This is a genomic window from Streptomyces sp. NPDC088553 (assembly GCF_044752965.1).
Taxonomy (GTDB): Bacteria; Actinomycetota; Actinomycetes; order Streptomycetales; family Streptomycetaceae; genus Streptomyces.
Map to the genome: position 1 here is coordinate 275,639 of NZ_JBIVMG010000005.1, position 18,875 is coordinate 294,513.

Below are 18,875 nucleotides of genomic sequence, written 5' to 3' on the forward strand. Positions count from 1 at the left end.
GGCGCGTTCGAGGTCTTCTCCGCGCCGCTTCAGGGAGGAAACGCATGCGCAATTCAATGCTGCGGCGCCTGGCCACGGTGGCCACGGCGCTGGGGCTCAGCTCGGCCGGGCTCCTCGGCGCGGGCGCGGCGCCCGCTCAGGCCGCGCTGAGCGACTGCCCGTCGGGCTACTTCTGTGCCTGGAAGACCGACAACGGCTCCGGCACGATGTACAAGACCAACGTGAGCGTGTCGACGCTCGGGACCTGGGACAACACGTTCCGGTCGGTGATGAACCGTACGAACAAGTTCGCCTGCCTGTACGACGACGCCAACCACGGCCTCGACGGCGACGTCGGCGTCATGGACCCGAACCCCTCGGGCACCGAATGGGGCGGTCCCGGCAGCAACTCCGTCAGCTCGGTGAAGTTCGTCCCCACCGAGCGCGAGTGCGCCCTGGACCCGTACCCCGAGTGGTACGCGGCCCAGGCCCCCAAGGCCGGCGGTTTCGGCGACCTGAACGGCGACCGGACCTCGGACGTCCTCGTCCGCGACATGGCCGGCCGCCTCTGGTTCCTGGCCGGTGACGGTTCCGGCAAGCTGGTCGGCGCGGGCGGCTGGAACGTCATGAACCTCCTCACCCGGCACGGGGACTTCAGCGGCGACGGCCGCGAGGACGTCATCGCCCGCGAGACGTCCAGCGGCAAGCTGTGGCTGTACCCCGGCAACGGTGCCGGCGCGCTCGGAACCCGCAAGCTGATCGGCGCGGGCGGCTGGAACGTCATGAACAGCGTCACCGCCTTCGGTGACCTGTCCGGCGACGGCCGCTCCGACGTCCTCGCGGTCGAGAAGGCCACGGGCAAGCTGTGGCTGTACCCGGGCACGTCCACGGGCGCGCTCGGCGCGCGGAAGCTCCTCGGCGCGGGCGGCTGGAACGCCATGAACTCGCTGGCGGCGCCGGGCGACCTGACCGGCGACGGCAAGGCCGACCTGCTCGCCCGCGAGGCGTCCACGGGCAAGCTGTGGGCCTACCCGGCCAAGGCGGGGGCCCTCGGCGCCCGCACGCTCGTGGGCAGCGGCTGGAACACCATGGCCTCGGTCCTGGCCGTCGGCGACCACAACGGTGACGGCCGCAACGACCTGTCCGCGATCACGAACCCCAGCTATGTCTCCCCCCAGCACCGGGGAGCGGGCGCGCTCGTGATGTACGCGGGCACGGGCGCGGGCACCTTCGGCCCCGGCTCTCTGGAGACCGACACCTGGTGGCACCTGAACGGCGCGTTCTGATCCACCGCTCCTGACGGTCGAAGGCCCCCGCTCGGGTATCGCCGGGGTGGGGGCCTTCGCCGTACGCGGCGGCCGCGGACTCCGCCCGTCCGTCAGACCACGGAGGCCCGCTTCGGATCGACGGGGTCGATCGCCTGCTCGTCGAAACGGACTTCAAGCGCTTCGAGTCCGCTCTCCCGACGGAAGTTCTTCTCCGCCTCGGTGATCGGCAGCAGCCACAGGATCCGGGCGTGGGCTCCGCCTTCCCACTCGCAGACCTCGAAGTCGGGCCCGAAGGGATACGGCAGGCTCACCAGGTAGTGGTCGCAGGCGGAGTCGTCGATCCACGGTCGGCCGATGGGGACGGTGTGTCCGACGTCGAGTCGCTGGTGTTCCGGTCCGCAGTGGTAGTACGCGTTGACGGTGACGCTCTCCAGGTTGATCCATTCGTCGCGCGGGGCCGCGAGAAAGAACTCCGTGCCATGACCGTCCTGCTGAGTCGCCTCCCAGCAGCCCGACGTCACATACAGCCACCAGCCGCCCGGCCGCGCGGGATGGATGCGGAACACCCGGAATCCGGGCACGCGATCCTCGATGGGCCCGTCCACACCGGCGACCTCATCGATGACGCGACCAGGGAGCGTCCGGCGGAGATGGTCGAGAAGAGCGGTGCGTGCTGCGGTGTCCGTCATCCGCACATGATGCCGGAGGCCGCGGTGCGTCGGCGCGGCGGGAGGGGCGCGGGCCCGGTAGGGGGCCGGTGTGCGGGGCCGGGGCCGGTGCCGGTCGCCGTCCGCAGGCTCGTGTCGCTCGTGTCGCTCGGGGAGCGGTCAGTCCCACTGCTCGTCCGCGAGGGAGCTGACCGGGTGCGGCTTGCCGATGACGGCCAGGGCGATGAAGAAGTTGATCTGGCCGATCGCGATGGTCAGGGTGGCGAGTGCCTTCTCGTCGTAGTGCTTCGCGACCTCGGCGTACAGCTCGTCGGAGACGCGCTCCCGGCCGTGCGGGGCGGGCTGGAGGGTGGCCTCCACCAGGGCGAGGGCGGCGCGCTCGGCGTCGGTGAAGTAGGGGGCGTCCTGCCAGGAGGAGACGGCGGTGATGCGCTCCTCGGACTGGCCGGCCTTGCGGAGGAAACCGGTGTTCAGGATCGTCAGGTAGGTGTTGCCGACGATCTGCCCTGCCCGCAGGTGGACGAGGCTCATGGTGGCGCGCGGCACCGAGCGGTTGCCGGTGGCCCGGAAGAGGGCGGCGCTGATGTCGCTCAACTCCGGTACGAACTCACCGGGGTTGGGCATCCGGGAGAGGGGGGTCCGGGGGGCGGCGGCGGTCGTGGTGGCCGTGGTGGAGTTCGTGTTCGTCATCGCTGCTCTCCTTCGTCGACGCCCTTCTCGGCGTCTTCACAGCACTGACGGAGCGCTCCGCGGAGTTGTGACAGGTCTCCGGGATCAGTTTTTCTCCTAGCGCGCGGCGAGCCGTTCCATCAGGGCGGCGCTGCGTGCCAGCACCTCGCGCTCCTCGCCGGTGAGCTCCAGCTCGATCGCCTGGGCGAGCCAGCCCACCCGCCGTCCGCGCTCCGCGTCGAGGGCGGCCCGTCCCGCGGGGGAGAGCTCCACCAGGGACTTGCGGCCGTCCGTGGGGTGCGCCCGGCGGACGACGAGTCCCTGTTCCATGAGGAGCCCGACCGAGCGGGCCATGGACTGGGGCCGGACGCGCTGGTCCGCCGCCAGGTCGCTGGTCGTCATGGCGCCGTCGCGGTCCAGGGTGCCGAGCACGGAGACGTGGCCGAGCGGGATCTGGTCCTCGTGCTTCACGCGCCGCGTGAGCTTGCCCATCGCGGTACGCAGTTCGGTGGCGACGGCGGCGGGTTCCGGGGTGGGCATAGGCCACTTTAACCGGTGGTGCGACCCCGTAGTACGGCTCCGATGCCGAACTGTGCAGCAAAACTGAACAGCAAAACTGCACAGCATTGCTGTAGAGTCAGTGCTGCCGCGGCACGCGCCAGCGCTGTCGCAGCAAGGCCGCGGCGCGCATCCACACGAAGGACCACCATGGCTTCCACGGCAGTCGAGACCACCGTCATCACGTCCGTCACCGCCCGCAGGGTCATCGACAGCCGGGGCAACCCCACCGTCGAGGCCGATGTCCTCCTCGCCGACGGCTCCCTCGGCCGCGCCGCCGTCCCCTCCGGCGCCTCCACCGGCGCACGCGAGGTCGTCGAGCTGCGTGACGGGGACCCCGGCCGCTGGCACGGCAAGGGCGTCGACCGTGCCGTCGCCCACGTCAACGGCGACATCGCGGCGGCGGTCGTCGGACGCGACGCCGACGACCAGGCCGGCCTCGACGCCGCGCTCGTCGCGCTCGACGGCACCGCCGACAAGTCCCGGCTCGGCGCCAACGCCCTCCTCGGCGTCTCCCTCGCCGTCGCGAAGGCCGCCGCGGCGGCCCACCGCCAGCCGCTCTACCGCTACCTCGGCGGCGCCGACGCCCGCCTCCTCCCGCTCCCGATGATGAACATCGTCAACGGCGGCGCGCACGCGGACAATCCGCTGGACTTCCAGGAGTTCATGATCGCCCCGATCGGGGCGGAGACCTTCGCGGAAGCCGTACGCATGGGCTCCGAGATCTTCCACACCCTCCGCCGCGACCTGCTGTCCGCCGGGCACGCCACCGGCGTCGGCGACGAGGGCGGCTTCGCGCCCGCGCTCCGTACCGCCGAGGAGGCACTCGACTTCGTCATGGCGGCCGTCGAGCGCACCGGCTACCGGCCCGGCACGGACATCGGCCTGGTCATGGACCCGGCCTCGTCGGAGTTCTTCCGGGACGGCGCGTACGTGTACGAGGGCGAGGGCGTCCGCCGTACGCCCACCGAGCACGCCGACTACCTGGCCAAGCTGATCGACGCGTACCCGATCGTCTCCATCGAGGACCCGATGGCCGAGAACGACCTGGACGGCTGGCGGGAGCTCACCGCCCGAGTCGGGGACCGCTGCCAGCTCACCGGCGACGACGTGTTCTGCACCGACGAGAACCTGCTGCGGGAGGGCATCCGCACCGGTGTCGGCAACTCCGTCCTGGTCAAGGTCAACCAGATCGGCACCCTGACCGAAGCCCTCGCCACGGTCGCCACCGCGCACCGCGCCGGCTGGACCGTCGTCATGTCGCACCGCTCCGGCGAGACGGAGGACACCACCATCGCGGACCTGGCGGTGGCGACGGGCTGCGGACAGATCAAGACCGGCTCGCTGTCCCGGTCCGACCGCACCGCGAAGTACAACCAGCTGATCAGGATCGAGGAGGAGCTCGGCGCCTCAGCGCGCTACGCGGGCGGGGCGGTACTGGCCCGCTCCTGACCAGGGGTCCTCGGCGCGGCGGAACCGGCATCCCGCCGGAGCGCGTCCCGACAGGGGCAACGCCACGTCACACGCCGAGGATCAGGAGCCGTTCCGTGTCGGACGAGATCACACTGCGCCCCGTCACCGTCGAGGATCTCGACCTGTTCGAGGGGGAGTTGAGCGGGCCGGAGGGCAGCGGACCCCACGCGTGGTCCGGCTTCCAGTCGACCGCCGACCTTCGCCGCCGCTTCGCGGAGAACGGCCTCCTCGGCCACGACGGTGGAACCCTCGCGGTCGCCGAGGGCGGTGTGACGGTGGGCCGGGTCAAGTGGTACCCCGGCAGCTGGGGCCCCGACATGGCCAACTGGAGCCTGGCGATCCAGCTGGTGCCCGGCGCGCGCGGCCGGGGGACGGGCACCCGGGCCCAGCGCCTCGTCGCGGAGTACCTCTTCGACCACACGAGGGCCGAACGCATCCAGGCCTGGACCGACATCGACAACATCGCCGAGCAACGCGCGCTGGAGAAGGCGGGCTTCGCCAGGGAGGGCGTGCTCCGGTCCGCGGTGTGGCTCGCCGGGCAGTGGCGCGACTCGGTGCTCTACTCAGTGATCCGCGCGGAGCGGTCCGGAGGCGGCTCCGTCCCCGCGGCCCCCGCGCGGTAGCCGCCCCGCCGACGGCCCGGCGCATCGGACCGCGCGCCGGACGGCCGGCGCGCGGACCCGGGGTCCGGACGCGCTGCCTTGGATCAGTCCTTCACCGGCCGCCACGCATAGCGGACGTCCGGCTCGCGTTCCTCGTTGCGCTGCCCGTCCGTCCGTTCCGCCTCGACGAAGCCGTGCCGCTCGTAGAACCTCCGCGCCGGTGCGTTGACCTGGAACGTCCACAGGTCCAGGCCCTCCGGCCGCTGCCGCTTGGCCAGTTCCACGAAGCGGTCGCCCAGGCCGCGGCCGCGCCACGACGGGTCGAGGTAGAGCTGCTCCAGGTCCCCGCCGTCCAGTACGAGGAGGCCCACCACACCGGACTCGCCGGCCACCGCGACCCAGGTCTCGTACTGCGGCACGACGACATGGGTGAACCAGCCCCGTACCGCGTCGTCGTCGTGCGCGCGGCGTACGGTCGGCAGCGCGGCGTCGAAGGAGCGCAGCCACACCTCGGCCGTCGCGGCCGCGTCGGAGTCGCCGGCACGCCGGATCTCAAGGTCGTCAAGGGTCACAAGGCGTGAGGGTCGCAGACGCCGGGGGTTCGCGCATCCGAATTGCGGCGCGGCCCGGCACGGCGTTCAGGAGCGGGCGTTCAGGGGCGGCCGTTCAGGGGCGGCCGGGGCCGCGCTGGGGGAGCGTCCGGCTGTAGACGACGCTGGTGGTCGTGCTGCCGAAGCCCGCGAGCTCGTCCACCAGGGTCTCCAGGTGCTCCATGGAGGTCGCGGCCACCTTCAGCGTGTAGCAGTCGTCGCCGGTGGTCCGCAGGCACTCCAGGATCTCCCGCCGCTCGGCGAGCAGCCGGCGCAACGGCTGGTGCCGGTTGCCCGGGTACTTCAGCCGTACGACGGCGAGGACGGGGTAACCGGCCTTCGCCAGGTCCACCACGGCGTGGTAGCCGGTGATGACGCCCCGCGACTCCAGGTTCCGCACCCGCTCCGTGGTGGCCGACGGGCTGAGGTTCACGCGCCGCCCCAGCTCGCTGAGGGAGATGCGGGCCTCCTGCTGCAGCTGCTCGATGATCGCCCAGTCGAGTTCGTCGAGATTCACGGCCATACGACGATTCTACCGGCAGAAGCACGGGAGAAAGTCGGTGCCGCCGGGAGAGTTCGGTTCCGTATCCCCTGACCGCAGGGATAGCCTCGAAGCATGCAACTTGGCGTCAACGTCCCGAACTTCGGGCCCGGAACCGACCCCGGCGTGCTGCGCGAATGGGCGCGGACGGTGGAGGGCCTCGGCTTCGACCTGCTCATGGTGTCGGACCACGTGGCCGTCACCCCGGACGTCGCCGAGCGGTACCCGGAGCCGTTCTACGAGCCGTTCACCACGCTGTCCTGGCTGGCCGGCCTCACCACACGGCTGCGGCTCGGCACCACCGTCCTCGTCCTGCCGTACCGGCATCCGCTCCTCGTGGCGCGCATGGCGGCCAACCTCCACCAGCTCAGCGGCGGCCGGTTCGTCCTCGGGGTCGGCGTCGGCTGGTCGCGCCCGGAATTCGACGCGCTCGACGTGCCGTTCACCGCGCGCGGCAGGCTCACCGACGTGTACCTGGGCACGCTGAGGGAGGTGTGGCGCGCGACGCGGGACGAGAACGCCACGGCCGCGGCCCCCGCCCCCATCCCCGTATGGGTCGGCGGCAACAGCGAGGCGGGGATCCGCCGGGCCGTCAGGTTCGGCGACGCCTGGCACCCGCTGCGGCTGTCCATGGACCGGATGCGCGCCGTGCTGGCGGACCACACGCTGCCGGGGTTCGCGCCCCGTATCGCCCTGCGGCTGACCACCGCGCCCGTCGACGACCCCGAACGGCCCGCCGGGGTCGGCACCGTCGAGCAGATCCTCGACGACCTCGACCGGCTCCGGCTGCTCGGCGCCGAGACCGTCGTACTCGACCCGTACCACGGAGATCCGGAGGAGACCCGCAGGCCCCACGAGGCCTGGCGGGCGCTCACCACCGTGGCCACCCACTGGAGGACCACCCCATGATCACTACCGCCGACGAGGCGCTCCTGCGGCGCGCCATCGGCCTCGCCGCCCACGCCGTCACCCTCGGGGACGCGCCGTACGGCTCCCTGCTCGCCGGCCCGGACGGCGAGATCCTCGCCGAGGCCCACAACACGGTGCGGCGCGACGACGACATCACCGCCCACCCGGAACTGAAGCTCGCCCGCTGGGCGGCCCGCGAACTCGACCCGGACACCGCCGCGCGCACCACGATGTACACGAGCTGCCAGCCGTGCGGGATGTGCGCGGGCGGCATCGTGCGCTCGGGTCTGGGCCGGGTCGTGTACGCGCTCGCCACCGAGCAGCTGGTCGAGCTCAACCCGCGGTCGGGCGGGTGGCCGACGGTCCCGCAGGACGGACCGGCCCTGTTCGACGAGGCGCGCGCACCGATCGACGCGTACTACCGGTCGTAGCGGAGCCGGCTCCCGACGTCAGGGCCGTCGGCCGAACACCTCGAACAGCCGGGTCAGGCTGTCGTCCTGGTAGCCCGCGGCGGCCGCCCGCCGGAACGTCTCCAGGACGGCGGCGGGCAGCGCCGGATCCACGCCCGAGTCCCGTGTCGTGTGGACGACGTGGTCGAGGCTCGCCACGGCCATCGAGATCCGGTCGACGTCGCCGCCGTGGACCCCCGCCTCGATCCGCGGCGTGTAGAAGTCGAGGAACTGGCCCATCCCGGTCAGCGTCTCGGTCGCGTACGGCTTGATCTCGGAGAGACCGATGCCGTTCGCGTCCGCCACCGCCGCCATGTGCAGCCAGGCGGTCAGGGCGGTCCAGAAGAGGTCCATCTGGAGCTGGTAGTAGAGCGCGGCGAGCCCCGGGTCCTCGCCCCGGTAGTCCGTGTCCGTCAGCACCTTCAGGAGACCCTCGTACTCCTCGAAGAGGTCACGGGGGCCGCTGTAGTAGGTGCCGGACTCCGGGGTGCCGATGCCGGACGGCGGCGTCTGGACCCCGCCGGTGAGGTGCCGCGCCCCGTGCTTCGCCGCCCAGGCGGCGCCCTTGCGGGCCTCATCCGGGGTGTCCGAGCTGAGGTTGACCAGGACCCGCCCTTCGAGCGCGGAGACGGCGGGTTCGAGGATCGCGTACATGGCGGCGTAGTCGGTGAGGCTCAGCACCACCGCCTCGTTGGCCCGCAGCGCCTCCTCGACGGTGGCGGCGCGGACGGCGCCCCTGGCGACCAGGTCGTCGGCGCGGCTCGCGGTGCGGTTCCAGACGGTCACGCGGTAGCCGGCGTCGAGGTAGGCGCCGGCCATGGCGCGGCCCATGGGGCCGAGGCCGATGACGGTCACCGACGGGTTGCTGACGGCGGACGTGTTCACAGAGTTCTCCCCGCATCACTAGAACGAACGCTCTATCTAGACAGGAACGTAGCACAGGGCTAGAATGATCGCTCTAGTTCGGTACTCTGGTGGCGTGAAGACCAAGGCCCCGCACGATCCCGAGACCGCCGGAACCCGCGAGCGGATCGTCCGCACGACCTCACGCCTGATGCAGCGCCAGGGCTACGAGGGCACCGGCGTCAAACAGATCTCCGTCGAGGCCGGGGCCACCCTCGGCTCCGTGTACCACTTCTTCCCCGGCGGCAAGCAGGAGCTCGGCACGGCGGCGGTGAGGCTCGGCGACGAGGAGTTCGCCGAGCTCCTGGCCGAGGCGCTGGACGCGGAACCGGAGCCCGGGAAGGCGCTCGTCGCGCTCACCGCCTCTCTCGCCGAAGGACTGCGCGACTCGGACTGGCTCGACGGCTGCCCGGTCACGTCCACGGTCGTCGGTACGGCGAACAGCGCGCCCGGCGTCCAGGAGGCGGCGGCCGAGGCGTTCGCCAGGTGGCGTGCCGTCGTCGCCCGGAAGCTGGCCGCGTCGGGCTTCACGGAGACGGACGCGGAGGAGCTGGCCCACACGGTGATCGCCACACTGGAGGGCGCGGAACTGGCGGCCCAGGTGGCCCGTAGCGCCACCCCCCTGGAGGTCGCGGGCCGGCATCTGGCCCGACTGGTCGCCTCGTACCGCCCGTGAGCTTTCACGTCCACGACGACCGGTACGCCGACGGCCCGCCCGGGTGGGCCGGGCGGGCCGTCGACGTAGGGGGCGTGGGGGCGGAGGCTAGCCCTTGCTGACCGCCGCCAGGATCTCCGGCAGCCGCCGCGCCGTCCGCGGCGCCGCCACCTTCAGGCCCGCCCAGATCAGGAACGCGCCGTAGAGCGTGCCGGCCGGGAGCAGCAGCCAGAGCAGGGACTGCTGGTCGGAGACATGGAGGTAGATCGTCGCGCCGATCAGCGGCGCGCACAGCAACGGGGCCGTGAGCATGCCGCCGAAGATCGAGATCCACGCCAGGGCGCCCTGCCCCGGAGCCACGTTCTTGTAGCCGCTGTCCTGCGGGATCGAGTACGGGAAGGCGGCCGAGGCCACCGAGCCCGTCGCCAGCATCGCGCCGAGCAGACCGAGCGCCAGGCCGACGGCGTCCGGCAGCCGCTCCCAGTCGCCGAGGACGGCGACCGTGAGGACCGTGACGAAGAGCGCGTACGGGAGGGTGACCATGAGCAGGGCCAGGGCGCGCGCCCGGAGTTCGGCGTACGCGTCGGCCGTCGTCGAGATGGTCTGGGCGACCATCCAGAACGCCGAGGTGTCCTGCCCGAACTGGTTGTACATCAGCATGCCGAGCATGCCGGAGGCGAAGCACGCCCAGTAGATCGAGCCCGTGCCCTGGAGCGCGTTGACGAGCGGGACGATCAGGCCGAGGGCGAGCGACGTCACGGCCCCGGCCTTCGTCTTCGGGTCGCGCCACAGGTAGCGCAGGCTGCGCTCCATGACCGCGCCCGTGCGCCCGTCCGGCAGGATGCGGGCGAGCCGCCCCGTACCGTCGGCCTTGTCACGGACGCCCGCGTCGGAGGCCGCGCCGATCGTGGAGCCGTCGGGCTCGACCATCAGCCGTACGAGGCTCCGCTGCCACCAGTACACGAGCGCCGCGAGCGTGGCCGCCGTGAGCAGCAGCCGGACCGCCGCCACCGCGTAGTCGCCCTGGCCGGCGGAGTCGACCGCGGCGATCGCGGCGGCCGGCGGCAGCCAGCCGACGACGGCCGTCGCCGGTTCGAGGGACTCCAGGCCGCCGGCCTGGCCCAGGCGCTGGGCGGCGAAGTTCACGACCTGCATGCCGACGGCGATGAGCAGGCCGCTGAGCAGCGCCAGGTCCCGGCCCTTGCGGGAGGTGAGGAGCCGGACGTTGGCGGCGGCCACGGCCCGGGACAGGGCCACGCACGTCACGGCCGTCAGCGGTACGGCCAGGACGGCGAGGACGGCGCCGGCCGCGCCGTGCGCGACGGACAGCGCGGCGCCCAGGGCCAGGACGAAGGTGAGGGCGGGGCCGATACCCACGAGGGAGGCCACCAGCAGCGCGCGGACCAGCGGCCGCGGCCGCAGCGGCAGCATGACGAGCCGCGACGGGTCGAGGGTCTCGTCACCGCTCGGGATGAACAGCGGCATCACCGCCCAGGAGAGCGCGAGCGCGCCCGTGAGGAGGATCGCGACGCTGTCGGCGTCGGCGCTGCCCCGCATGAGGACGAAGGCCAGCACGAGGGCCGCGGCGAAGACCGCTCCGAAGACGATGGACAGGATGTACGCGGCTGTCCGGCCGCCCGACTGCCGCAGCCCGTTGCGCAGCAGGCTCAGCTTGAGCCGTACGAAGACGGAGGTGAGGGAGGGGACGGGGCCGGCCGGGGCCGTGGTGCCGGTGGCGGTCGTGGTCGGGAAGACACTCATCGCTGCGCCCCGCCGCCCAGCCAGTCGAGCGAGTCGCCCGCCGCCTCGCGCCCGTTCGCGCCGACGAGCTCCAGGAACGCCGCCTGCAGCGACGGCGCGTCGCCCCGTACCTCCGCGAGCGTGCCCTGGGCGCGGATCCGGCCGGCCGCCATCACGGCGACCCAGTCACAGAGCGACTCGACGAGCTCCATGACGTGGCTGGAGAAGACGACGGTGGCGCCGGAGGCGGTGTACCGCTCCAGGACGCCGCGGATGGTCTGCGCGGAGACCGGGTCGACGCCCTCGAAGGGCTCGTCGAGGAAGAGCACCTCGGGGTTGTGGAGGAGCGCCGCCGCGAGCCCGATCTTCTTCCGCATACCGGTCGAGTAGTCGACGACCAGCTTGTTCTGCGAGCCGGTGAGGTCGAGGACGTCGAGGAGCTGCGCGGCCCGCTTGTCGACCTCGGAGCCGGGCAGCCCGCGCAGCCGGCCGCTGTACGCGAGGAGTTCGCGGCCGGAGAGCCGCTCGAAGAGCCGCAGGCCCTCGGGCAGGATGCCGATGCGGGCCTTGACCTGGGCGACCGACTCGGGGTCGGCCCACACGTCGTGCCCGGCGACCTGGATGCGTCCCTGGTCGGGACGGAGCAGGCCGGTGATCATCGAAAGGGTGGTGGTCTTGCCGGCGCCGTTGGGCCCCACGAGCCCGATGAACTTGCCCGCGGGCAGCACCAGGTCGATGCCGTTCACCGCGATCTGCTGGCCGAATCGCTTCCACAGGCCCTCGATGCGTACGGCAGGCGCCGCACCGTCCCCCGGTGCGGCGCCCGCCGTGTCGAACGCTCCGTCAAATGCCTGGTCAGGCATGGTCTGTCTGCCCCTCGTCGTCCCCGTGTGTCTTACGGGCCCCACCCTAAGGGCGGGGCCCGTGGGGACCGAGGGTCAGGACGTGCGGCTTCTGGCCTCCGCCGCCTCCCGGCCGCACGCGTACGCGAGGGCGCTGATCAGTTCCTCGGCGTCGGGGAGCCAGCGGTTCGCCGGGGTGGGGCGCCGGGCCCACTGGACCGCGCCGCTGCCGCCGATGCGGGTGGGCGGGGCCGCCACGTAGTGGCCCTCGCCGAGGGTGGTGAGGTCGATGGAGGCCGGGACCCAGCCGAGCTTGCGGACGAGGTCGGGCACCTTGGTCGCGGCGCCCGGCAGGACGAAGAAGTACATCCGGCGGTCCGGGGTGCAGGTGACCGGGCCGAGCGTCAGCTCCATCCGCTCCATCCGGGCGAGCGCCAGGAACCCGGCCGACTCGGGCACCTCGATGGCGTCGAACGTACGGCCCGTCGGCAGCAGGATCGACGATTTCGGCTGCTTCGACCACATCCGCCGGGCCCCGACCCCGCTGCCGGTCGCCTGGGTCGACCAGTCGGGCCTGACCGCGTGGGCGCCGGGCACGGCGCACGCGTCCGCCCCGCAGGAGCAGCGCTCCCGGCCCTCGACGGCCTCCAGCCAGGTCCCGGGAAACACGTCCCAGTGCCGCTCTTCCGCGTACCGCACGGCACTGTCCAGCAGCTGCTCGCCGCGCTGCTTGGGGATCTGTGCGGCTTCCGTGACTCCGATGGTCTCTTCCACGTGGAACACAACTTCCCCCGCCACCTGGGGTTACGGCCAGGGCGTGGAGCGGTGTGAGGCATCGATCCTGCACGCGGGGCGCATCGGTGCACGGGCGGGGGCGCGCGGGGGGCCGGGGAGCTGGGGTGGGTACGGACAGGTGGGGGCGCCGGCGGCGAAGTCGCAACCGACGTGTCCGGTTTCGCGTGTTCACATCGGCATTGACCGGATATCCACCGGGCAGTGATCCCTTCTCCGGTGATCACCGCACGGCCTCAGGGGGTACTCATGGCAGCCAGGCCACTCGTTCCGCGTCAGCTCAACGAACGGCTCCAGGCGCTCATCCAGGAGGCGGGCTGCTCCAACGCCGGCCTCGCCCGCAGGGTCAACATGGTCGGCGCGGAGCGCGGCCTCGACCTGCGGTACGACAAGACGTCGGTGGCACGCTGGCTGCGCGGGCAGCAGCCGCGCGGGCGCGCGCCGGGGATCATCGCCGAGGCCCTCGGCCGCAAGCTGGGCCGTACGGTCACCATCGACGAGGTCGGCATGGCCAACGGGCGCAACCTCGCGGCCGGGGTGGGGCTCCAGTTCGCGCCGACCGTGCCCGGCGCGATCGAGCAGGTCTGCGAGCTGTGGCGCAGCGACGTGGGCCGCCGCGACTTCCTCTCCGGCTCCACCGTCGCGGCCTCCGCGCTCGTCGAGCCCAGCCGGGACTGGCTGATCACGGGCCCGGACACGCATGTGGCCCGGATGGCGGGGGCGCGCGTCGGGGTCGCGGACGTGGCGGCCGTACGGGAGATGACGGCGGCGCTCGTCGACCTCGACCGGCGGTTCGGCAGCGGGCACGTGCGCCCGGTGGTCGTCCACTACCTGAACAGCGTGGTGTCGGGGATGCTGTCCGGCTCCTACCGGGAGGCGGTCGGCCGGCAACTGTTCGCGGCCGTCGCCCGGCTGACCGAACTCGCCGGGTACATGGCGGTGGACACGGGCGAACCGGGCCTCGCCCAGCGGTACTACATCCAGGCGCTGCGGCTCGCGCAGGCCGCCGGCGACCGCGGCTACGGCGGCTATGTCCTCGCCGCCTCCATGAGCCACCTCGCCGCGCAGCTCGGAAACCCCCGGGAGATCGCCCAGTTGGCGCGGGCCGCGCAGGAGGGGGCGCGCGGGAAGGTGCCGCCGCGCGCGGAGGCGATGTTCCACGCGGCCGAGGCGCGCGGGCACGCCCTGCTCGGGGACCTCAGCGCCTTCGAGACGGCGGCGGGCCGTGCCGTACGGGCCCTGGAGCGGGCCGATCCGGAGTCGGGCGACGACCCGGCGTGGATCGCGCACTTCGATCAGGCGTACCTGGCGGACGAACTGGCGCACTGCTACCGGGATCTGGGGCAGGCGGATGCCGCGGCGCGGGCGGCGGAGGAGTCGATCGCCGGACACCCGGAGACGCGGGCGCGGCGCCGGGCGATCGGCCTCGCCCTGCTCGCCTCGGCGCAGGTCCAGCAGCGCGAGGTCGAGCAGGCCTGCCGCACGGGCACGCGCGCGCTCGAACTGCTCGGCACGCTGCGGTCGTCGAGGGGCGCGGAGTACCTGGACGACCTGCGGGAGCGTCTGGAGCCGTACGCGGGGGAGGCGGTGGTACGGGAGTTCGGGGCGCGCATGGAGCTCTATGCCGCTTAGTCCCGGCCGGGAGCCGTGCCGTTCGAGAAGGTTGTGTAACCGGGCTCACACGTATGTGCGGAGCCCCGGGCGCACCCGGTAGCGTGAGCCGACGATTCCGTAGGTCCATCAGTAGGAGTCCCGGTGACGCAGAACGGACAGGGTCCGGAGCCGCAGTACCCGGCGGTGCCCCCCGCGCAGAACGCCCAAGGGGGAGCACAGCCGTACGGTGGCGCCTGGGGTCCCGCCGGCGCGGCGCCGGGCGGGCAGCCGCTGCCGCCCGCGCAGCCCCTGCCTCCGGAGGCGGCGCCGGGCGGCACCGCCGACACGCAGTCCACCCAGTACCTGCCGCCGGTCCCGCCGCAGCCCGGCTACGGCTACCCGGGGCCGGGTGCCCCGGGCGGCGCCGACATGCAGGCGACCCAGCACATCGCGCCGGTCCCGGGCGGGATGCCGCCGGTGGCCCCGGTCCAGGGCGGGATGCCCCCCATGCCGCCGGTGCCGGGGCAGCAGCCGGGCCCGCAGCCGGGCTACGGGTACCCGCAGCAGCAGCCGGGCGGAATGCCGCAGGCCGGTCAGCGGCCCGGGTACGGCTATCCGCCGCCGGCCGGGGACATGCAGGCCACCCAGCACATCGCCCCCGTGCCGCCGCAGCCGGGCGGGGGTGCTGCCCAGACCCAGTTCCTGGGCACCGGGCCGCTCCAGGCGCAGGGCCCCGGGCCCGCGGGCGCCTCCGACGCGACCCAGTACATCGCCCCCGTACCGGCGCAGGAGCCCGGTGAGCGGCAGCCGCCCGCCGAGTTCGACAACCTCTTCCGCACGGAGGCCCCGCGGGCGCCGCAGGCCCCGCAGCAGCCGCACGCGCAGGCGTACCAGCAGCCCGCCCCGGCCCCGTACCAGCAGCAGCACCAGCCGCCGCAGCACCAGCAGCAGCACCACCAGCCGCCGGCGCCCCCGCAGCAGTACGCGTACGAGGGGGCCTACTACGACGACGGTGCCGACCCCGAGCCCCCGCGCCGCAAGTCCCCGGTCGCGCTGATCGCCGCCGTCGTCGTCGGCTGCGCGGTCGTCGGCCTCGGTGCCGGCGCGCTGCTCAGCGGCGGCGACGAGGAGAAGGACCCCAAGAAGGGCACCCAGACCGTGGCGGAGAGCTCCGCCGCCCCGTCCGGCGAGCCGACGACCGCGCCCACCGAGAAGCCGGCCGACCCGGCGGAGCCGCAGGCGCAGGAGCTGAGCAAGCTCCTCGCGACCAGCAGCAACAGCCGTGACACGGTGATCAGCTCGGTCGAGTCCATCAAGCAGTGCAAGAACCTGGACAAGGCCGCGAGCGACCTGCGGGGCGCCGCCGAGCAGCGCCGTGGCCTGGTGACCAAGCTCCAGTCGCTGTCGGTGGACAAGATCCCGGACAACCCGGCCCTGACGGCCGCGCTCACCAAGGCCTGGGAGGCCTCGGCGGCCGCGGACGACCACTACGCGGCCTGGGGCGACCAGATGAAGGCCAAGAAGGCCTGCAAGGGCGGCAAGGCGCGCTCGACCCCGCAGCTGGCCGCGGCGAACAACAAGAGCGGCGAGGCCACCGCCGCCAAGAAGCAGGCGGCCTCGCTGTGGAACCCGACGGCCTCGAAGTACGGCCTGGAGAAGCGGACGTACACCCAGCTCTAGCGCCCCGGCCGCAGGCCCGGCCGTAGCCCCCGCTGTGGCCACGGCCACAGCGGGGGAGGGCCGGGGAGGGCTCAGGGGGCGCTCAGGACGGTCTCGCCGACGTCGACGAAACCGGGCCGCTGCGCCACCAGCTGCCCCTTGCGGACCACCTGGAACGTCACCTCGTGGTTGACGATCCGGGGGAAGCCCGGGGCGCCGAGCAGGTCCTCGTACTTCCAGCGCAGGGTCGGGGTCAGGCCGCCGGTGTCGATCCGCGCGCCCCGGTCGAGGGCGAACGCGATCTGGGTGGCGGTGATCTTGTCGGTGTCGAGGGACTCGACGACCTCCTTGAGGACCGTGTAGGCGATCCAGGTGGTCTGGACGCCCGCGTCGGCCGGGTCGACCCGGTTGTCGGCGAAGGCGTGCTCCTGGATGACCTTCCGCATCGGCGCCCAGCTCTTGTCGGACGCCTCCGGGTACCAGCCGGTGACGAACGCGCCCTCGAAGGGGCTGTGGGCGCCGCCGGTGCGGTCGATCACGGGCTGGCCGACGCTGCCGAGGACGGACGAGATCCGCACGCCGTCCTTCTTCTTGCCGGAGCCGTCGCCCGAGCCCGATCCGGAGCCGTCGCCCGAGCCGCCGCCGTTCTCGCCGTCGCTCTCCTGCTGCGGGAGGCGGCGGAAGGAGTCGAAGAAGGTCTGGGTGCGCTCGCCGAGCACGGCGGTGACGCAGCCGTCCTCGGCGCCGGCCCTCTCGCGGGCCTTGATGGCGGGCTCGGTGTACTCGGCGGCGTCCTCGACGGCGGGGATGTCGACGGCGCTGCGGTGGCTCGCCTTGCGCAGGCCCGAGTTGAGGAGCTCGGGGAGCTTGTCGCCGGCGAGGGTGTCGGGCCGGACGAGGGAGACCTTGCGGCAGGACGCGGCGAGCTGCATGCCGTGACCGGCGATGAGCGAGGCCTGCCCGCCGTTGACGGGATAGGAGAGCGGGCTGGTGAACTCGTCCTCGGAGATGCCGTAGCCGCCGATGTACGGGATGCCCGCGGCCTCCAGGGGGGCCATGAAGGCGCGCCCGTTCTGGCTGTACGAGCCGACGACGGCGACGGCCTTCTCCCGGACGGCGCGGCGGGCGCAGGCGGCGGCGCCGGCGCTGGTGTTGTGCTCGTTGCAGGTGAGGATGCGCAGCTCGTGGCCGTCGATGCCGCCCTGGGAGTTGACCCAGCGGGCGTAGGTCTGTGCCATGGCGGGCATTCCGGGCATATTGGTGGCGCGGGTCTGGTCGGGAGCCCATGTCATGACGGTGACGGGCTCCCTGGAACCCCCCGTGGTTCCAGGGAGCACGCCACAACCGGTGAGCAACGAGGCTCCGGCCGTCGCGGTCGTGACGTACGCGAGGAGTGAGGTCAGTCGCCGTCCGGTCATGGACACGCACATTTCCGCCTCATGGGTAACGCGGGAGTGAGCATGGTTCAACAGGGGGTGACGTGAAGGTGAATTACGGGGGCTGCGAGGGGGCGGCTCCGGTTACCGGACAAGGGAACGTACGATCGAAACGTGTCCAGTCCAGTCTCCGGTTCGGTTAACTCTTCCCGTCGCGGCCGTCGCTCCTCCACCATGGGCGGCATGCCGCTCAACGACATGCCTTGGTGGCGCTGGCGCAGCAACGTGCGCTCGGCGCTGCACATGCTCTCCGACCCCGGGTTCCACGAGACCACCTGGCTGGCCGGCCTCGACGGGTACGGCGACGTCACCGACGCCGTCTACCGTCTGGTCGAGGACACCTGGCTCGACAACTGGTCCGCCGAGAAGTACGTCGGCTCGATCTTCCGGGACACCGGCGAGGCCGCCCTCGTCGACGTCGCCGTCCTCCGGGTGCTGCGCATCATGCACCAGGTGGGCCCCGACGCCCCCGTCTCCGCCTACCTCCAGCACCCCGGGTGGCCCGAGGCCGTACGGGCCGCCCGCGAGGCCCACGTACGCCTCGCGCAGGCGGACGGGGAGGACCCGGACACACCACCGCGCTCCCTCGACGTGCTGCACATCATGACGGGGTCCGCCTGACGGACGGTGGGTCACCGCGCGCCTCCGGATATGGCAGGCTGACGGGATGACCGACCAGTACGTCCTCACCCTCTCCTGCCCCGACAAGCAGGGCATCGTGCACGCCGTGTCGAGCTACCTCTTCATCACCGGGTGCAACATCGAGGACAGTCAGCAGTTCGGAGACCGCGACACCGGGCTCTTCTTCATGCGGGTCCACTTCTCGGCCGAGGCCCCCGTGAACGTCGACAAGCTGCGCGCCAGCTTCGTCGCCGTCGGCGACTCCTTCGAGATGGACTGGCAGATCCACCGCGCGGACGAGCGCATGCGGGTCGTCCTCATGGTGTCGAAGTTCGGCCACTGCCTGAACGATCTGCTGTTCCGCTCGCGGATCGGCGCGCTGCCGGTCGAGATCGTGGCCGTCGTCTCCAACCACACCGACTTCCAGGAACTCGTCGGCTCGTACGGGCTGCCCTTCCGGCACATCCCCGTCACCAAGGACACCAAGGCGGAGGCCGAGGCCGAGCTCCTGGACCTGGTCCGCGAGGAGGACGTCGAACTGGTCGTCCTCGCCCGCTACATGCAGGTCCTCTCCGACGACCTCTGCAAGCGGCTCTCCGGGCGGATCATCAACATCCACCACTCCTTCCTCCCGAGCTTCAAGGGCGCCAAGCCCTACCACCAGGCGCACACGCGCGGCGTGAAGCTGATCGGCGCGACGGCCCACTACGTGACGGCCGACCTCGACGAGGGCCCGATCATCGAGCAGGAGGTCGAGCGCGTCGGCCACGAGGTCACCCCCGACCAGCTGGTCGCGATCGGCCGCGACGTGGAGTGCCAGGCGCTGGCCCGCGCGGTGAAGTGGCACGCGGAACACCGCATCCTGCTGAACGGCCGCCGCACGGTGGTCTTCGCGTAACACCCTCGGTGGCGGCGGGGACGCCGGACT

General features: G+C 72.5%; 20 protein-coding genes. 10 read left to right on the plus strand and 10 right to left on the minus strand.

Annotated elements, in window-relative coordinates:
* The first annotated feature begins 44 nt into the window (after nt 1-44).
* Nucleotides 45-1,265, plus strand: a complete 1,221-nt coding sequence (locus ACIP8Z_RS18020) for an FG-GAP-like repeat-containing protein (RefSeq protein ID WP_402084415.1) — start codon at nt 45-47, stop codon at nt 1,263-1,265.
* Nucleotides 1,266-1,357: 92 nt separating this feature from the next.
* Here ACIP8Z_RS18020 and ACIP8Z_RS18025 read toward each other — a convergent pair whose 3' ends face one another.
* From ACIP8Z_RS18025 to ACIP8Z_RS18035, 3 genes are all read right to left on the minus strand, one after another.
* Complete coding sequence (locus tag ACIP8Z_RS18025) at nt 1,358-1,936, minus strand: suppressor of fused domain protein (protein WP_402084418.1); 579 nt, start codon at nt 1,934-1,936, stop codon at nt 1,358-1,360.
* A 138-nt stretch (nt 1,937-2,074) separates the two neighbouring features.
* Nucleotides 2,075-2,605 carry a carboxymuconolactone decarboxylase family protein gene (locus ACIP8Z_RS18030; protein WP_402084421.1) on the minus strand — a complete coding sequence of 177 codons (531 nt, stop codon included), beginning with the start codon at nt 2,603-2,605 and terminating at the stop codon, nt 2,075-2,077.
* Nucleotides 2,606-2,701: 96 nt separating this feature from the next.
* Complete coding sequence (locus tag ACIP8Z_RS18035) at nt 2,702-3,124, minus strand: MarR family winged helix-turn-helix transcriptional regulator (protein ID WP_402084424.1); 423 nt, start codon at nt 3,122-3,124, stop codon at nt 2,702-2,704.
* Between the two features lie 168 nt (nt 3,125-3,292).
* Between ACIP8Z_RS18035 and eno the strand changes: the two genes are divergently transcribed.
* Nucleotides 3,293-4,594: a phosphopyruvate hydratase gene (gene eno, locus ACIP8Z_RS18040; RefSeq protein ID WP_402084427.1), complete on the plus strand. Its 1,302-nt coding sequence runs from the start codon at nt 3,293-3,295 to the stop codon at nt 4,592-4,594.
* Nucleotides 4,595-4,689: 95 nt separating this feature from the next.
* Nucleotides 4,690-5,238 carry a GNAT family N-acetyltransferase gene (locus ACIP8Z_RS18045; RefSeq protein WP_402084429.1) on the plus strand — a complete coding sequence of 183 codons (549 nt, stop codon included), beginning with the start codon at nt 4,690-4,692 and terminating at the stop codon, nt 5,236-5,238.
* A gap of 83 nt (nt 5,239-5,321) precedes the next feature.
* Here the strand turns inward: ACIP8Z_RS18045 and ACIP8Z_RS18050 are convergent, their stop codons facing one another.
* Nucleotides 5,322-5,789 (minus strand): GNAT family N-acetyltransferase, encoded by a 468-nt coding sequence (locus ACIP8Z_RS18050; RefSeq protein WP_402084432.1) that lies wholly within the window; start codon nt 5,787-5,789, stop codon nt 5,322-5,324.
* A gap of 94 nt (nt 5,790-5,883) precedes the next feature.
* Entirely contained in the window at nt 5,884-6,330 is a 447-nt protein-coding gene (locus ACIP8Z_RS18055; protein WP_319310919.1) for an Lrp/AsnC family transcriptional regulator, read from the minus strand.
* Between the two features lie 93 nt (nt 6,331-6,423).
* Between ACIP8Z_RS18055 and ACIP8Z_RS18060 the strand changes: the two genes are divergently transcribed.
* Together ACIP8Z_RS18060 and ACIP8Z_RS18065 are read left to right on the plus strand one after the other, a co-directional pair.
* On the plus strand, nt 6,424-7,257 hold the full coding sequence (locus ACIP8Z_RS18060; protein WP_402084435.1) for a TIGR03619 family F420-dependent LLM class oxidoreductase: 834 nt from the start codon (nt 6,424-6,426) through the stop codon (nt 7,255-7,257).
* A complete protein-coding gene (locus ACIP8Z_RS18065; protein WP_402084437.1) occupies nt 7,254-7,688 on the plus strand; it encodes a nucleoside deaminase in 435 nt (144 codons plus the stop codon). The genes ACIP8Z_RS18060 and ACIP8Z_RS18065 overlap by 4 nt, the downstream gene beginning before the upstream one ends.
* 18 nt (nt 7,689-7,706) lie before the next feature.
* Here ACIP8Z_RS18065 and ACIP8Z_RS18070 read toward each other — a convergent pair whose 3' ends face one another.
* Entirely contained in the window at nt 7,707-8,591 is an 885-nt protein-coding gene (locus ACIP8Z_RS18070; protein WP_402084439.1) for an NAD(P)-dependent oxidoreductase, read from the minus strand.
* A 94-nt stretch (nt 8,592-8,685) separates the two neighbouring features.
* Between ACIP8Z_RS18070 and ACIP8Z_RS18075 the strand changes: the two genes are divergently transcribed.
* The gene (locus ACIP8Z_RS18075) at nt 8,686-9,285 is read left to right on the plus strand and encodes a TetR/AcrR family transcriptional regulator (protein WP_402084442.1); all 600 of its coding nucleotides are present in this window, start codon (nt 8,686-8,688) and stop codon (nt 9,283-9,285) included.
* Between the two features lie 87 nt (nt 9,286-9,372).
* Here ACIP8Z_RS18075 and ACIP8Z_RS18080 read toward each other — a convergent pair whose 3' ends face one another.
* The 3 genes from ACIP8Z_RS18080 to ACIP8Z_RS18090 all read right to left on the minus strand — a co-directional run bounded on the left by ACIP8Z_RS18080 (nt 9,373) and on the right by ACIP8Z_RS18090 (nt 12,629).
* Nucleotides 9,373-11,025, minus strand: coding sequence for a transporter (locus ACIP8Z_RS18080; protein ID WP_402084444.1), 1,653 nt, complete (start codon nt 11,023-11,025; stop codon nt 9,373-9,375).
* Nucleotides 11,022-11,867, minus strand: a complete 846-nt coding sequence (locus ACIP8Z_RS18085) for an ABC transporter ATP-binding protein (RefSeq protein WP_402084447.1) — start codon at nt 11,865-11,867, stop codon at nt 11,022-11,024. The genes ACIP8Z_RS18080 and ACIP8Z_RS18085 overlap by 4 nt, the downstream gene beginning before the upstream one ends.
* A 75-nt stretch (nt 11,868-11,942) precedes the next feature.
* The gene (locus ACIP8Z_RS18090) at nt 11,943-12,629 is read right to left on the minus strand and encodes a bifunctional DNA primase/polymerase (protein ID WP_402084448.1); all 687 of its coding nucleotides are present in this window, start codon (nt 12,627-12,629) and stop codon (nt 11,943-11,945) included.
* Between the two features lie 258 nt (nt 12,630-12,887).
* Between ACIP8Z_RS18090 and ACIP8Z_RS18095 the strand changes: the two genes are divergently transcribed.
* Entirely contained in the window at nt 12,888-14,270 is a 1,383-nt protein-coding gene (locus tag ACIP8Z_RS18095; RefSeq protein ID WP_402084451.1) for a transcriptional regulator, read from the plus strand.
* A 123-nt stretch (nt 14,271-14,393) separates the two neighbouring features.
* Entirely contained in the window at nt 14,394-15,911 is a 1,518-nt protein-coding gene (locus ACIP8Z_RS18100) for a hypothetical protein (protein ID WP_402084453.1), read from the plus strand.
* A 71-nt stretch (nt 15,912-15,982) separates the two neighbouring features.
* Here the strand turns inward: ACIP8Z_RS18100 and ACIP8Z_RS18105 are convergent, their stop codons facing one another.
* On the minus strand, nt 15,983-17,308 hold the full coding sequence (locus ACIP8Z_RS18105) for an ABC transporter substrate-binding protein (RefSeq protein WP_402084456.1): 1,326 nt from the start codon (nt 17,306-17,308) through the stop codon (nt 15,983-15,985).
* A 192-nt stretch (nt 17,309-17,500) separates the two neighbouring features.
* Here ACIP8Z_RS18105 and ACIP8Z_RS18110 point away from each other — a divergent pair, with 192 nt between their 5' ends.
* Both ACIP8Z_RS18110 and purU read left to right on the plus strand, forming a co-directional pair.
* Nucleotides 17,501-17,947, plus strand: coding sequence for a hypothetical protein (locus ACIP8Z_RS18110; protein ID WP_055601323.1), 447 nt, complete (start codon nt 17,501-17,503; stop codon nt 17,945-17,947).
* A 46-nt stretch (nt 17,948-17,993) separates the two neighbouring features.
* The gene (purU, locus tag ACIP8Z_RS18115) at nt 17,994-18,845 is read left to right on the plus strand and encodes a formyltetrahydrofolate deformylase (protein ID WP_319310904.1); all 852 of its coding nucleotides are present in this window, start codon (nt 17,994-17,996) and stop codon (nt 18,843-18,845) included.
* The last annotated feature ends 30 nt before the right edge of the window (nt 18,846-18,875 follow it).

Coding starts and splice junctions, on each gene's coding strand:
- ACIP8Z_RS18030 (WP_402084421.1), bottom strand. CDS start 2,605: ATGACGAACACGAACTCCACCACGGCCACCACGACCGCCGCCGCCCCC.
- ACIP8Z_RS18065 (WP_402084437.1), top strand. CDS start 7,254: ATGATCACTACCGCCGACGAGGCGCTCCTGCGGCGCGCCATCGGCCTC.
- ACIP8Z_RS18110 (WP_055601323.1), top strand. CDS start 17,501: ATGGGCGGCATGCCGCTCAACGACATGCCTTGGTGGCGCTGGCGCAGC.
- ACIP8Z_RS18020 (WP_402084415.1), top strand. CDS start 45: ATGCGCAATTCAATGCTGCGGCGCCTGGCCACGGTGGCCACGGCGCTG.
- eno (WP_402084427.1), top strand. CDS start 3,293: ATGGCTTCCACGGCAGTCGAGACCACCGTCATCACGTCCGTCACCGCC.
- ACIP8Z_RS18025 (WP_402084418.1), bottom strand. CDS start 1,936: ATGACGGACACCGCAGCACGCACCGCTCTTCTCGACCATCTCCGCCGG.
- purU (WP_319310904.1), top strand. CDS start 17,994: ATGACCGACCAGTACGTCCTCACCCTCTCCTGCCCCGACAAGCAGGGC.
- ACIP8Z_RS18085 (WP_402084447.1), bottom strand. CDS start 11,867: ATGCCTGACCAGGCATTTGACGGAGCGTTCGACACGGCGGGCGCCGCA.
- ACIP8Z_RS18095 (WP_402084451.1), top strand. CDS start 12,888: ATGGCAGCCAGGCCACTCGTTCCGCGTCAGCTCAACGAACGGCTCCAG.
- ACIP8Z_RS18055 (WP_319310919.1), bottom strand. CDS start 6,330: ATGGCCGTGAATCTCGACGAACTCGACTGGGCGATCATCGAGCAGCTG.
- ACIP8Z_RS18080 (WP_402084444.1), bottom strand. CDS start 11,025: ATGAGTGTCTTCCCGACCACGACCGCCACCGGCACCACGGCCCCGGCC.
- ACIP8Z_RS18060 (WP_402084435.1), top strand. CDS start 6,424: ATGCAACTTGGCGTCAACGTCCCGAACTTCGGGCCCGGAACCGACCCC.
- ACIP8Z_RS18035 (WP_402084424.1), bottom strand. CDS start 3,124: ATGCCCACCCCGGAACCCGCCGCCGTCGCCACCGAACTGCGTACCGCG.
- ACIP8Z_RS18105 (WP_402084456.1), bottom strand. CDS start 17,308: ATGACCGGACGGCGACTGACCTCACTCCTCGCGTACGTCACGACCGCG.